This is a genomic window from Alicyclobacillus herbarius DSM 13609 (assembly GCF_000430585.1).
Lineage (GTDB): Bacteria > Bacillota > Bacilli > Alicyclobacillales > Alicyclobacillaceae > Alicyclobacillus_G > Alicyclobacillus_G herbarius.
On sequence record NZ_KE387169.1, the window covers coordinates 11950 to 25817 of the forward strand.

Sequence of the window (13868 nt, forward strand, 5' to 3'; positions counted from 1 at the left end):
CGGGACTTAGTCAAACTGAGCCTTATGCGCGAACCCCAGGAGAAATCATCATTCGCTGCCCCGCACGCATCAAGCCACATGCAGTATCCCTGATGTACCAAGTAACACACGTAGCGCGAACCCTCCGTGAATTCGGCATCACTCCTGGTTCGCGCAGGCGCAGGCACACCCTCAACCCCAGTCCACAGATATCGTTGTCAATGTACAAGGCAGAGGAAGCTGCAGTCAATGACATAATCTCAGTGTAGCCTCCCATTCAGCACAGCGATGCGTCGTTCAAACGCCATACCTACGAACATCGTCATACACGATACTGGCTCACCCCATTATACGCTAACTGTTCAGTTCCTACTTGGTATACCCATTCCCTCTTTATCCGGCTGAGTGAATGCGCCAAGCCACCGCTGCTCTGCAGGAACAAACATCCCCAACCCATAGTGACAAGCGAAACCAAATGCGAGCGGGCCGGAAACCGGTTCCGGAAAGCGTAGCAGCAAGAATTGACCATACCGATCCGGTGCTTGTTGATCCGGCCGACTGACTCGGCGTCGCCGGAAACGGCGCGCGTGAAGTCCGTGGATGTCCTGGACCGCGTGCGAAACTCCCGTTCCCGGTGGAACTTGAGGAAGCACTTCCACCACGTCCGGATCGGGCAGACCACGTTGACGAATCTCCTTGCGAATCTGGTCCGTCGGACCAAAGCGCCCTCCTTTCCGTGTATGCCAGGGGAATAGGTACGGTGTACACGACCGCCACGCAGTGGCACGACCGAGTAGTGGAATTGGCGATGCTGAGGACGGCTCGTTTAACTCTGCGAGATTTCCGATGTACTCCAAATAAATCTGCCAGCGCTGCGTGCGGCCGGGCCAATGATCCGGTGTCCATAACTGCCCTCGTCTGCCTAAGCTTTCAATGCCAGCCAGAACCACGTTGGAAAACGGCTCTTGACTGACAAACAGGAGGTGATCCACAAACCCGTCTCCATCTGCGTCCTCAGGTAAACAATATCCATGCCGATGGTTCGCCTTGAGCACTTCCCGGTTCGCATCGCGGCCGGAAACGAGCGATGGGATATCGCCCTTCCATTGCCCCATCAGCGCAAGATGGAGCAACTCTCCCATCATCAAAGCGTCGGTCCATTTCGGCAGCGGCTTTCCGGCTACCGCAAAACGAGCGACATTATACGCAGGGGTTCTCTCTGACTGGCGCGGGACAGGTTCAGGCAACAGGTGCTCGGCAGGCCGCGCGTATACCACCATCTTCATTCCAGGGGGACGACTCCACGTACTTTTCTGCAACTCCGCCGTATCCACGCCCAGCGCCTCCGTCAGACTTGCCGGCAGCCAACCTTTCACTCGTTTATCTCCGGTCCACGTTTTGCGCCATTCGTTGAACTCCGCCACGTTTTGCGGACAAGCCACGGTCTCCAGTTGCACGTCCGATACGTTCACATCTACGGACTCTGCTGGAACACAATTGATGTCCCCGTCCCAATCGCGCAGCAAACTGGCTTCCACCCAGCTCTCTGCACGTCCGAGATAAGTGAGCTTGTCCACGAGGTGAGCCAGCAACTCATATTCCGAGTCGGTCAGCACCAGCTTCGGCCAGCCCATTACCAGGGCTTCCCGTGCGGACACGCGCACAAACGCGTCAAACACCAAGGCACTGTCACTTTTTCCGGTTGGCATGTAGTGCCGTGTATGTGCATGAACCGCGGGCGGGAGATGGTACACCGGCAACGTATCCGTCAATTTCTCTACTAAGCCTTCCAACAGCCTGCGGTCATAGCGGAGAGGATCTGTTTTCAAGTACCACATGGCTATGAGTGCGCGGACGACGCGCCATGGAGAGGGCGGCCACTCGACCTCGCCTTCGTTTACGTGGCGTCCCCATGGTGTGGCGTGGAACTGTCCAGCCACAAAACGAATTTGCATAGCAATCACACACAGTTTCCTCCTTTCGCTCGGTTGACCTCGGATGCCGGTCGCAAAACGTCCCGGCAAGGCGACTGCCGCGAACCCAGTTATCCTTTCAACGGATACTTCACCCGCGTCACGTCGCCAAGGACACCGGCTGCCCGTAGCGATGCGATGGAATCCACCAGATTCTGTTCCAAATCTTCCATGGCAGGCAAGGTAAACCCGTCCGGGCGTACCACGCGCACTTCCTCCACCTCAAGGTCACAGGCTGTGCGCAGACGCAGACCTTCCGTGAGGAAGCGTTGAATTTTGTACAAAGCCAGCCCAATGAGCAGGTTCTCTACATCTGCGTCAAAGCCGAAGGACCGTAATTGCGCCAAATCTAAGCTGAAATACGCGACAATCTCGCGGGCCGTGTATTCCGTTCGGTGAAACGGCACGTTTCCGAACCCAGATTTGGTCGATCCGCTCGGATCGACATGGTCGTTCTTAACCCCACCGCTGTGTACCTCATTGACCCCGTAAGCCTCAATATAAGCGGACAGCATCCGTGGTAGGCGCAAGCGCCCGCCCGCCAACGCCGGACGGGCAATGAACACACCGTGCAGCAGCGAATTCGGGTCTATTCGCAGCAAGAGCCGAGCAAACTTCCGCAGGTCCACCGGCCCCTTGTCACTCCCGCATTCCTGCTTCAGCATGTCAAACACCGTTTTATCTGGACCCTCAAGAATATAGGAAGAATTTATTCGATGGGCTTCGAGCACAGAGTTGGTGAATACTTCGCCGTTGGTGTCCACAACTTGGATGTACGGCAGACCGCGCAGCGACGGCACCCAGTCGTTTTCCGCTTCGTCCCAACAGACTTTCTCGAGTCGATTGGCCATACTCTGCGCGGACTCCACCAACAGTTCCGGTTCCCCGTTCGGCCCGATGTAGAGAGCCGCCCCCAAGTCCGGGAACCCTGTCGGCTGGAAACGGTGGCTGCCCGCAGGTGTTAGTGTCACTTCCAAGCGTAAACGCGGCTCTTGGTTCAACTCCGCAAATGTCAACATCATGATTCCTCCCCATACAATTGGTTTAAACCCTGTTGTCGGGCTTTTCCCTTATCCCGGACTGGCTATGTTGTCATGACGGTGTCTGTTCGGCATCGTTTACTTCCTCGTACCGAGCCAAGGCGAGTAGTTGAAACGTACTGCGTGCGTTAAGCGGAATCAGCAACGCGGCAGCAATGTCTTTCCCAGCAACCCCGATATTGGTGAGACCGCGAAACCGCAGGCGGATGCCACTGCCTACCAACCGCTGTTCGGCTACCTGTGTAGCAGCCCTCAATCGGTCGCTTGTCAACAACGGGATGAGTGAGCCTGGAATCGGCATGTCCAAAACCGCGTCCTCGGAGGATGCGCCCCCATCAGCCTCCGTCACTCGTGCCGCCAGCCATTTTGTCGGCGATACGACCAAGCGGCTGGTCACATACGCCCAGGGAACAAATGTTGGTGCAGCAGGCTGGGGTTCCACGGATACCTGGTCAGAAGCAGCCGGTTCGTACCGGTAGATGGCGCCCGTGGTGAACGGCATCAGGGCCCACACCAGGTCCCTAATCCTGCGCTTCATGCCCGCGTCCCCGTAGAGAAACCGGTGCACTTGACGCAGAGAAACCCCGTGCGCACCGTGGAAAGGCTTCATTTGAATCGTGGAATCCGCTTTGCCGTCCGTTCGCGCCTCCTTTTTCGCGCTGTGCCAGTCCAGCAGCCGTCGCTGCAGTACACGAGCCATGCAATGCACCACGTCGCCTGTGCCCCACACCACCGATGGCGTGCTGGCATCCTGACTCCACCGCGACGGGTCTTTTGGTTCCACAGGGCTTAGGTAGGCACGCAGCGGCGCTGCCCCACCACTCGGGTACAAGCTCGCCAGCGCTACGGCAATGGCCCACTCATCGGATGCGTCCGCCGCCTGGTACAACCACGCCTCATTGTTCAGCACCAGCGGCCGAATCGCCTCGCGCGCCTTAGGATTGTTCACGCACAGGCGTTCCACCGCCGCAAGCTGGACGAGCAGATTCTGTACGCGCAGCGCCCCGCCGAACTCGGCCAGTGCAAACATCGCCGCTTTAATGTTGCGGTAGGCCGTGCGGAAACTCTGGACATCCGTACTGTCGCAGAAGGTCTTGAGCGCTTGCAGCCAGTCGTCCAGCTCCGTTAATAGGCCGGCTTCCGGTTGACTGCGCACGCGAAAGCGCGTCAGCGGTACTGCCAAATACGACTTACCCGCCCGCTTCATGAACGCATACCGCTGAAACCTGGAAATCCCCCGGTCAACGGCCAATGTCGCGCAGGCACGCGCAAAGTCCACACCGTCCGCAACGGATCGGTACGATTTTCGATACTTCCCCGGCTTGCGCCGCAACTGTGCACGCCCCTCACGAAAGACGTGCCGAATCTCCGAGAAGGTGGCCGGTTGTTCCCAAACGGGCATCCACATCTCGGCGCGTACCTGCTCCGTGCTGTCGTCTGCCGCGCTGGTCGATCCGCTCCCCACGCCCGCCGGCAACACGGTAAACGGATAACTCATCAGCACTGTGCGGGTCCGTTCATGCTTGCGCATGGCGGCCGCGGCGAACACGATAGCCCCTTCCATCATCAGTGTGAAGTCCCAAGGGTTAATCAGCGAGTCCGCGACAAACCCGGCCGTTCCGTTCGGCCCTCCGGCTTGTCCCGGCGCGAATTGACCAATGGCCGACTTCACCAGACCCCGGGCGGGATCGCCAAACAGGGCGGACCGCAGCCAAGTGGCGCTTCGAGGCAACGGTTGACCCGTAGTTCCGTCAAACAGCTGTGTAACGTTTTTCATAAAGTTATTGGTGAATTCCAGTCTGCCGTCATTGCCCCCGGTCCCGAGAAGCGGCGGAAACTTGGGTTCATCCAGGGACAGCATGGCCACCGCGTCAATCCACTCCACCACCTCGTCCGCCAATTCGTTGCGGCAGGCCAGCAGCAGATTCATTTTCATGTCATCTTTCGGCTTTTGCGCAATTCCCAGTTGCGTAAGCAGGGCTTGCACGGAGAGGAGGGTTGACCGATAGAGCGCCAACCGGGGGTGAGTCGACGCGAGGATTTTGGACAGCGCTTCCTGGTTGTCTCCGGCGAAAAATCCGCTACCGCCGTTCCATGGTGCAACCAACGGAGTCGGTACATAGCCCTCCAGGAAAAAACGGACAATGTCATCCTCCGTCAGCTCCGTTTCCAGGACAAACGTTTCATGCTGCCAAAATCCCTTGACCCTCGAATCGCCCGCCTGCTCTGCGAGCAATCGGAATACCCCCAACGCCTTCAGGTAACCCGCCAACGGCTCCGGTGTACAGCCTGGCAAAGCCACACGCTGCCGTGTACTCATGAGTTTGACTCCTTTGCTGAGGCACGCCAGTCGGCGATGCGCACCAAGGTTTCCAGATAGGCGAGTCGAAACGGTCCATATGTATCCAGCAGTTGCAGGACCATGGCCGTCCAGCTCATCATTCCATCCTCCGCGAATCCGAGTTGCATCGGTCGCAAATCCATGATGGTCTCTGTCGTCACCGTGCCGTCTCCGAGGGTCACGGCCGGCAGCACGTCGCCCTGCCACACGCCGCGAGCATAAAGGGTCTCCGGGTTGGGCGGAGGACACTCTGTCGGCAACGACCGCACGGATACACGCACTTTTCCGTGGTGGGCTGCAATCAAATAGGCCGCCAGCTGTACCCACTGCGTCCGCGCGCCCTGTCGGGCGTATTTCTCGTACGCCAAGTACGCCAAAGCGGAAGCCCATTCGTGACGAAACCCTGGCCTATCACCGCTAACGAGTTTGACCGTTCGAGCAAACGGCGCTTTGGCGAGCAGTACGCCTTCTTGATCTGGCCTGCGCTCGAGTCTGTCCTGAAATACGTGGAATGCCTTGCCGTAGTCGTGCCACTTCGCTGCGGTTTGGATGGGTTCTGCCGGCAGGTCAAACGGCAGCGCGCGCAGCAGTTGGTTCGCTTCTTGCAGAACATGAGCCAAGTGGTCATGAAGTTCAACCCACTGTGGCAGCTCCGTTTCCGGGTCTTCGTCGTACGCGACCAGCGACTGACTGGACGGACTCGAAAGAGGCGGCACAGGCGTGATACTCTCGGGAACAAACCCAACATCCGTCAAATATCCGCCCAGGTCTGCGTCGAGCAGCAACATTTGCCCCGGGTACACATCTTCCGGGCGCACACGCACAAAACGGCCATCTAAGTTGTCCCATATCCATGCTTGTCGCTCGCGCGCAGCCTTGACCTTGAAGTACGCCCGCAGCTGGCTCAGTGAAACGGGGCACAACTCGCCCCGACTGACCTTGCGCATAGCATCGTCCGGCTGGTTGTCGTCCATCTTACGCCAGTACACCTGTACGTCCACGTCACGGTCGTGCCGAATATACCGCGAGACGTCCACATCTGCCCCGCTCAAGTCCGGCGATGTATCGAAAAAATCGAGCAGGTCCTTTTTCCTTAACACCAGTCCACGCATCTGAGATGCATCCACGTTGGGCAAGGATTGAGGACCGACATCATCGAGACTCTCTACTAGGGCACGCGCCTTTTGTATTTCCGCAGAATCATACGGAAGCAATAAGTCCGCCTGATCTTCCAAGTCAATCACGACCACCTTGGCGTCTGCCTGCTCCCCTCTGCGGTTGCAGCGGCCGAACCGCTGAATGAGGCTAGGCCATGGAGCCAATTCGGTGATGAGGGTTTGCGCTGAGACATCCACGCCCGCTTCCACAGCCTGCGTGGCGATGACAATGCAGTCCTGCTCGGCGCACTGGCCTAATTTTTCCATCTGCTGCCTCCGCTCATGAGCGCGGAAACGGCTGTGAATTAACAGCACGTTCCCATCGGGATGCACCTGTTTGACGGCTTCGAAAATCCGCTGAGCCCGCGAGACACGATTGACCACGACCAACGTCAAGGTGCCTGAGACATGGTAGCGTGCGACGAGCTTAGCAACCGCCGTGGCGTACCGTCTCCCGTCTTTCTTGGAGTTTTCCTTGGTCAGCATCACATCGGAAGAAACCCGTAGTTTTCGAGCCATGACAATTTTGCTGGTGCTGTCATCCTTGGCATCTTCCTCGTTGAGCCGCAGTACGTCCAGCTCAGAGGCACGATGGCGAAAATCCACCGTGTTTAACCACTCAGGGTGGAACGTTGCCGACATCCACAAGGTGTGCGCGGGTCCATAAGTACCAAACCGTTCCCGAAACGCTTGTAACTGCGTCGTTGTCCATAGGCCAACGTCCGCCAGCTGCAGTTCATCCACAACCCACAGGACATCATTGGACAACAGCGCAAAGTGGGCCGGCCACTTATACCGACTTACGCTGTAGCCACGGTTTAGCGCGCGAGACAACAGTTGATCTTGCGTACCCACCAGCACAACGTCCTCATCCGGATGCATCTCCCATCCATTGTCCACATCGCCACCCATGAGAAGATGAACGGAGATTGGTTTTCGTGCAGGCAACGGATAAAGCGCGGCTTCGGAACTCGGACCGTCTTCAATCTTGCTCACAGCTTCCACCCACGCTTGAATGTTCCGGTATGTTTGCTCTACCAACACTCGTTGCGGCAGGCAGTAGACAAGCCGTCGTGGTGTCTCCATCCGAATCTGGTCAGGGGCAAACCTCCGGCGCCAAATCCAAGCCAGTACCACCGCTGCCGTTTTCCCAACGCCAGTCGGGACATGCACCACGTCAGGAAGGCGGTCTCCGGTCGCAAGCCGCGACTGATAAGGGTAGGGGTGGTTACCGGTTACAAGGAAGAAAAATGTTTCAAACTGCAAACGGTTTCTCCTCCTTTCTATGCTGAAGTGGGTCGGATTTGATATGAACAGGTTCGGTTATTAGCGTGGCACCTCTTTCTGTCCGGGCGGAACGAGAGTTCTGAAAAGGGGGGATGGGGCGCGTTTAGCAGCAGAGGAAAGGTGCCCCATCAATACCGTACGGTGCTGCTGATTCCAGTATCGGTCTGATTCCGACGGTTCGTCAATAGTTTAAGACAAAAATTGCACAGAAGTTATTGTCGACAAAGACTTTTCCTATACGGAATCTCCGATACTGTTTATAGTAAGAGTACGCGTGTACCACGCCCCCATTGAAGGGAAGCTGTGCCATTTTGGTTTACGACACCGGCATGACAACCTTATCCGCAGCGGCTTAGCCACTACGGCCCTTTTGCTGCATCTTACGCCTTTACAGACGCTTCCTGGCCTCTATGGTCATCAAGATTGCGAAGCCGAAGGGCGACCATCCCCTCGATGACGAGGAAGACCGCGACACAGAGAGCCGGGACCAGCCAGTGCAGCAGAGAGCTCCAAGTGACGTGTTCGAAAATCGGATCGTCCGAAATCATCTTGCCAGCGATGTACGCAATATAGGTCGCAGCGAAGTAGATAATCCAGGGGATCTTGTTGAATACGGTAGAAATGACCCGGCTGCCAAAAATCAGGAACGGGATGGTGAAGAGGAACCCGACGATGAGGACGCTCAATCGCCCGTTCGCAGCGCCCAACATGGCCATCGCATTGTCCAGTTCCATACCCAAGTCGGCGAGGATAATGGCTCCGATAGCCTTCCACAATTGGTCGGGCGGAGTTTCCACAGCTGCGGCTTCCTCGTTGCCGGATTTCATGTGCTCAAGGGCAATCTTTATGGCTATCCATAGGAGCAGCAAGCCGGCGATGCCTTTGAAGACCGGCAGGCGTATGATAAACGTTCCTAAGGAAGTAAACAAAATGAGCAACAGAATGGCGATTGTGCTGCCTATGACGATGGCCTTTTTGCGCATTTCCGCGGGCAGTCGGCCGGCCGCCATGGAAATCGCAAGTGCGTTGTCTCCAGATAGAATGATGTTTACGAGTGCGACGTTGACGACCAGCCAGAACCAATCCAAAGTTACACACCTCCGATAGTATGACCGAGCTGTGTTTCAGCCCTACAAAACAAAAGAGCGAGACAAACAGCCGGAAAGGACTGTAAGTCTCGCTCATAGAACCGATTCCGTTCTCGGTACCACGTAAGACGCCGGGCTAGAAAGCCGTACTGACGGCGTTCTTCTCCGCGAACCGGATGTTCGCGGCAGCTACTCCCTTACACTACTTGGAATGAACTTCATTGTCTTGTGAGAGTGAACTTTATTCAGTGAACCAGTGAAAACTTGCCAACTAGGAAAAGTATAAAGCCATTCCATAGCAATGTCAATGGAAGCTCGGACGGATCGCAAATCAGATCCGTCGAGCCTCTGTATCAATCAAAGAACAATATCCAGTGAGCGTACTTTAGAAGAACATCGTGGGAAGATATTTCCAAAACAAGTAGGTTTGAAAGGTAAACAGGGGTAAGCTAAACACCACGGCCAGCACAGTCGCCACAATCTTCACGTCTACCGCCCCCTGCAACAAGTTTTGTGACGATTTTATGACTGCGGAGGGGAACGGTCAACGCGCGAGAGGGGTGTTGATTCCCTGTCTCCGCTGGTTTTCTGTCATCCAATTGCAACAAAACGCCCATCCTTCGGATATCGGGGTCGTTTGAGATGATTCCATGCACACAAATTCTGGGCGTGACGCGTGCGCGCAATCATGGCGTCCACGCGAGCAATTACGGTTCGGTGCATTGTATGTGTCACCGAAAGGGGTTATAATCCAATGAAACACCAAACGGTGTCATATAAAACCGACTGGAGGCCTAGACTTTGGGAGAGAAATTGCCAGAAATCCGCAAGACCGTAGTATTAAACGCCCCCATTGAAAGGGTGTGGGAAGCCGTTGCGACGTCGGAAGGAATCGCGGCATGGTGGATGCCGAATACGTTCAAACCCATCCTCGGACACGAATTCGTACTGCACGCGGGTCCGTACGGGGACTCACCTTGTAAAGTCACAGAACTCTCCCCTCCGCATCGCCTTGGCTTTGATTGGGATGAGGACTGGCACCTGGAGTTTCAACTCAAGGAGCTGGAGGATGGGAAAACGGAGTTTACCCTGATTCACTCTGGCTGGGACGCGGACAAGAGCACGAAATTCGGACAACCGCACTCGAAGGTTCGCGGCGTCATGGACGGCGGGTGGGAGAAGATTGTCAAGCAGAAGCTGCCCTCCTTCGTCGGGGGTTCATTCGGAGCCTAAATTGTCTGCATCCGCATCCAAGCATGATGTTTTTCAGGCCATCGCCGATCCGACCCGCCGCCGGATATTAAGACTGCTTGTGGACAACGAAATGCCCATTGTGGCCATCGTAGAACGCTTTCCGATGAGTCGAACCGCCATAAACAAACACTTACAGGTTCTCTCCGATGCGGGGCTTGTCTGTAGTCGGAGGATGGGGCGAGAAACTCGGTACAAGGCTCAGCCACAACCTTTGGTTGAGGTAAAACAATGGCTCTCCTTTTTTGAACAGTATTGGGATGACAAGCTGTCTGCGTTTAAGGACTACGTGGAATCGGACGAGGAATAGTGGCTACACCTTCGCCACCGGCAGCTCCGAAGAAATGCGGAGCAGCGCACCGTCACGTCGACTACCCAAAAAAGCTATGGAACGCGGCGTTTACGTAGTCTTTGTCCGTCAGCCTATCGGTTACCAGGTTGTTCCATTCCGATTCGTTTGTCAATGCCGTAACATGAACGCCATACCACGCCTGTACCTCGTTCCTTGTGGCATGGTACGATCCGTCCGAAAAGTGGAAGGTTATCGACTTTAAATTACGTATCAGCGCGAAATTCGCGGTCGCATTGTATACGAGGGCCGCTTTCAGTTGGTCTGTATCCACGGTTTCGACCGGTTTCTGGTAATTGACGATAAGTTCCCGCTTCTCCGGGTGAAGCGCATAGGTTCTCGGTATGGTGGCCAAGGGCAGACGGTCATTGAGCTGCACGTCGTTGGATGCATTGCCCATGTACTCGGTTTGATAAGCAGTCCTAGTCATTCGACAGCATCGAATCCACCATCTTCATGGCCTGCGCCTGGTCAATTGGCTGAGTAGTGTCTAGTGTAACCGTAATGTTTCGTTTCTTGTCGTACCAATAGGCATAAAAATTATGTTTCGAGTCATTCGAGATTCGGATCTCTTGACCGTTCACCGTCATCTTTTTCAAGTTTAGATGATCGGCCGTTGGATTGTGGCGACCCACTCGCTCCTGAATCTCCATCCAAACCACATTTTTATCATCCTTAGGGGAATATGTAATATGTAACCGCTTCTCAGATCCGGTGCGGGGAAGCACAATATCCCCATTCCACGGTTCCGGGTCCCCGGACAGCTGATCCAAGTTTTTGGCGGATGGCATTCTGCCTGTGAGAATGTATGCATCCGCCTCGGTCTGTTGATACCCAGCCGGAATCACCGTAGGGAGAACTGGCTTAAACGGCAAATAACGAACGATGTCTTTCAGTCCAGTGATAACGGTTTCCGTGTTGAGGGGGGGACTGGTGACCGGTTGGTTCAATTGGAATAACGTCTCTTTCATTCGATTCTTCAATTGGTCCGAGAGCTTCGAGGATTTAGTCCCGGCACTGACTTCATACCAAACACCGTCTCGTTTCATTTGAAAAGCGTAATAGTACATCCCATCTAAGTCGACTTTCGTTTCATATACAGTTGTTCCGTGATATGTATATTTCCCGACAAGACCATCTGAAGGAAAATAGCCATCCTGCTTCCGTTCTAATACCATCAAAAATGGCTTCGACCCTGTGTATTTGGCCTCGAAATTATAGCTTGGAGAGCTGGACCCGGTATAGGAGCTAGGATTCCCGATATAAGTGCGGACTACTGTCCATTTCAGCTTATATCCTGGCACGTGGTCGGGTAAGAGAGGTTGAAATCCGAGTTTGTTTTTATAGTCATATGCTTGATTCGACGATGCGGAGATGTTCTTGGTTTCATTGTCTTGCGAGCGGTCGGGTACTCCGCACCCAATCACCGCTCCGAAGACCACCATTCCAGCGACACCAGCCAACACTCCATTGAGCCGGTTCATGGACGATGAATCCCCCTATATCTAATATTCAGCATTGGCCCGGAACATTGGACTAAGTGGTTCCGGGCCTCGTACCAGCTTACCATAGAAATTCGGTTAATGGTTAAAATCTATCGTAAACTTACCCTTGGTCGACGTGGTTTTGATATTTGTCCAAAGTGCCGCAGGCGTAAGAGGCGGCACCTCCACGTTCAAGCGCGTCGACGTCAAAGACCGTCTTGTAGTCTCGTAAAGGAAAGAACGTGCCCGCTCTAATTCCTCGGCAACATTAGGTCGATTCATCAAATCTACACAAACCATTAACATTTGGCAGTTATACTTTCTTCACTACCCATCATCACAATCCATCAAGCTCAGTAGGAAAGGACGATATCGAGGAACATGCACTGGTCGCAAATCATTATCACCGCACTGGTTCAAGGCATCACTGAGCTTTTCCCTATAAGCAGCGTCGGACATGCTGTAATGCTGCCTTACGTCGCGGGCTGGACGGATATTCTCGACTCAGAGCAATTCCTGCCGTTTGTTGTGATCCTCCATCTTGGAACAGCCTTGGCACTTCTCATTTACTTCTTCCGGGATTGGTTGGATTTAATCGCGGCGTTCTTTCAAGCGCCCAATCCAAAGCGCCGTCGGACGCCACGACGACGCACATTCCTGCTGTTGGTCGTTGCGACCATCCCAGCCGCCATCGTCGGGAAGTTATTTGAACAGAAATTCCGGGAGTTATTCCCCTCTGCCTTGTCCGCAGCCATCTTTCTCATTTTGAACGGCATCGTGCTCCTCCTGGCGGATCGACTGAAAAAGAATACGGGGAATCTTCGCATCTCAGACATGGGTTACCTTCAAGGCTTTTTGATTGGTTGCGCGCAAGTGTTCGCTTTAATTCCTGGGTTTTCGAGATCCGGAGTGACCATGACGGCAGGACTTGGGCTCGGTTTGACCTACGAAGAGTCGGCCCGGTTTAGCTTCTTACTGGCAACGCCCGTGATTCTGGGCGCTGGTATCCTCGAGGTCCCGAAGGTGCTAAAAACGCACGCCACGCACATATTGGAATATGGAGTCGTGGGCGGGATTCTCGCGGGAATTGTGGCATACCTGAGCACCGCGTTTCTCATGAAGTATTTCAAGACCCACGAAGTGCGAGCATTCCGCCCATTTGCATACTACTGCATCGGAATGGGTATCATCGTGGCTGTTCTGTCCGTGACGAATATCCACTTCTAATGTTTCACTTTTCGTACCCTCGTGAAGCTAACTTTTTCCGCGATAGGTCTGGATAGGCGCTCGATGAACTGCCGTATTATAATGTAGATTTCGCGCCCGGTTAACGGGCGTTCGTTATATTTTCGGAAGCAAGCGCCGTTGAAGGAAGCGCTATGCCCACAAGCAGATTTTTTACTTCATCAAGCTGGCAACATGGCTTAGTGCCTGTTCACTGTCACACTACCGTTGATGGTCCGCAGATTCACTTCGTGTGCACCGGATCCCAACGTAGCGGTGCCATGGTGTTTGTCGTCCTTTTGCCAGGGAACGTTCCCTTGCAAACTCCCATTCGTCGTGGATGCCACAACGCGCACGTTCGCTCCATCGGTGAAGTCCATCCGGATGAGTCCGTTCGTCGTCGTACACGTCCAATCCCCACCGACCATGGAAGTACCTCGAATGGCTCCATTCGTAGTCCCGGCAGTCGCCTTGCCGGAGATGTCCTGCAAGGTGATGGCCCCGTTCGTGGTGTCCGCCTGAACATCCGCCTGGATGTTCCCCAAACTGAACCTCCCCATGGCTAAAGCCAAGGGGTTCTGAAAAGCCTATACCCTTGCACTCTCGCAGGCTCTCGCATCGGTTTTCACCGCTGCTACAACATCCTGCGCCTCATGCTCAGGCAGACTTTCTTTCTCGGACGACCCACTCTGACT

The 13868-nt window shown here is 54.8% G+C and carries 11 protein-coding genes; 3 read left to right on the forward strand and 8 right to left on the reverse strand.

Annotated elements, in window-relative coordinates; translation table 11 throughout:
* Positions 1-341: 341 nt before the first annotated feature.
* From csb2 to H522_RS20145, 5 genes are all read right to left on the reverse strand, one after another.
* A complete protein-coding gene (gene csb2, locus H522_RS20135; RefSeq protein ID WP_245578167.1) occupies positions 342-1934 on the reverse strand; it encodes a type I-G CRISPR-associated protein Csb2 in 1593 nt (530 codons plus the stop codon).
* 89 nt (positions 1935-2023) lie between these two features.
* Positions 2024-2971 (reverse strand): type I-G CRISPR-associated RAMP protein Csb1/Cas7g, encoded by a 948-nt coding sequence (gene cas7g / locus H522_RS0116475; RefSeq protein WP_245578166.1) that lies wholly within the window; start codon positions 2969-2971, stop codon positions 2024-2026.
* 73 nt (positions 2972-3044) lie between these two features.
* Positions 3045-5312, reverse strand: coding sequence for a type I-G CRISPR-associated protein Cas8g1/Csx17 (gene cas8g1, locus H522_RS20140; RefSeq protein ID WP_051344387.1), 2268 nt, complete (start codon positions 5310-5312; stop codon positions 3045-3047).
* The gene (locus H522_RS0116485) at positions 5309-7756 is read right to left on the reverse strand and encodes a CRISPR-associated helicase/endonuclease Cas3 (protein ID WP_026963144.1); all 2448 of its coding nucleotides are present in this window, start codon (positions 7754-7756) and stop codon (positions 5309-5311) included. Before H522_RS0116485 ends, cas8g1 begins: the two co-directional genes overlap by 4 nt.
* A 401-nt stretch (positions 7757-8157) precedes the next feature.
* Positions 8158-8865 carry a YjbE family putative metal transport protein gene (locus H522_RS20145; protein WP_051344388.1) on the reverse strand — a complete coding sequence of 236 codons (708 nt, stop codon included), beginning with the start codon at positions 8863-8865 and terminating at the stop codon, positions 8158-8160.
* Between the two features lie 801 nt (positions 8866-9666).
* Here H522_RS20145 and H522_RS0116500 point away from each other — a divergent pair.
* Together H522_RS0116500 and H522_RS0116505 are read left to right on the forward strand one after the other, a co-directional pair.
* Entirely contained in the window at positions 9667-10098 is a 432-nt protein-coding gene (locus tag H522_RS0116500; protein WP_035454592.1) for an SRPBCC family protein, read from the forward strand.
* 1 nt (position 10099) lies between these two features.
* The gene (locus H522_RS0116505; protein WP_026963146.1) at positions 10100-10426 is read left to right on the forward strand and encodes an ArsR/SmtB family transcription factor; all 327 of its coding nucleotides are present in this window, start codon (positions 10100-10102) and stop codon (positions 10424-10426) included.
* A gap of 61 nt (positions 10427-10487) precedes the next feature.
* Here the strand turns inward: H522_RS0116505 and H522_RS20150 are convergent, their stop codons facing one another.
* Together H522_RS20150 and H522_RS0116515 are read right to left on the reverse strand one after the other, a co-directional pair.
* Complete coding sequence (locus tag H522_RS20150) at positions 10488-10895, reverse strand: DUF4825 domain-containing protein (RefSeq protein WP_051344389.1); 408 nt, start codon at positions 10893-10895, stop codon at positions 10488-10490.
* Positions 10888-11949 (reverse strand): DUF4367 domain-containing protein, encoded by a 1062-nt coding sequence (locus H522_RS0116515; protein WP_026963147.1) that lies wholly within the window; start codon positions 11947-11949, stop codon positions 10888-10890. Before H522_RS0116515 ends, H522_RS20150 begins: the two co-directional genes overlap by 8 nt.
* Before the next feature lie 381 nt (positions 11950-12330).
* Between H522_RS0116515 and H522_RS0116520 the strand changes: the two genes are divergently transcribed.
* Entirely contained in the window at positions 12331-13176 is an 846-nt protein-coding gene (locus H522_RS0116520) for an undecaprenyl-diphosphate phosphatase (RefSeq protein ID WP_026963148.1), read from the forward strand.
* A gap of 197 nt (positions 13177-13373) precedes the next feature.
* Here H522_RS0116520 and H522_RS20155 read toward each other — a convergent pair whose 3' ends face one another.
* Complete coding sequence (locus H522_RS20155; protein WP_051344390.1) at positions 13374-13718, reverse strand: DUF4097 family beta strand repeat-containing protein; 345 nt, start codon at positions 13716-13718, stop codon at positions 13374-13376.
* Positions 13719-13868 lie beyond the last annotated feature (150 nt).

Excerpts from the sequence above, each read along its gene's own strand:
- csb2 (WP_245578167.1), bottom strand. The coding sequence starts at position 1,934 with ATGCAAATTCGTTTTGTGGCTGGACAGTTCCACGCCACACCATGGGGA.
- cas7g (WP_245578166.1), bottom strand. The coding sequence starts at position 2,971 with ATGTTGACATTTGCGGAGTTGAACCAAGAGCCGCGTTTACGCTTGGAA.
- cas8g1 (WP_051344387.1), bottom strand. The coding sequence starts at position 5,312 with ATGAGTACACGGCAGCGTGTGGCTTTGCCAGGCTGTACACCGGAGCCG.
- H522_RS20150 (WP_051344389.1), bottom strand. The coding sequence starts at position 10,895 with ATGACTAGGACTGCTTATCAAACCGAGTACATGGGCAATGCATCCAAC.
- H522_RS0116515 (WP_026963147.1), bottom strand. The coding sequence starts at position 11,949 with ATGAACCGGCTCAATGGAGTGTTGGCTGGTGTCGCTGGAATGGTGGTC.
- H522_RS0116520 (WP_026963148.1), top strand. The coding sequence starts at position 12,331 with ATGCACTGGTCGCAAATCATTATCACCGCACTGGTTCAAGGCATCACT.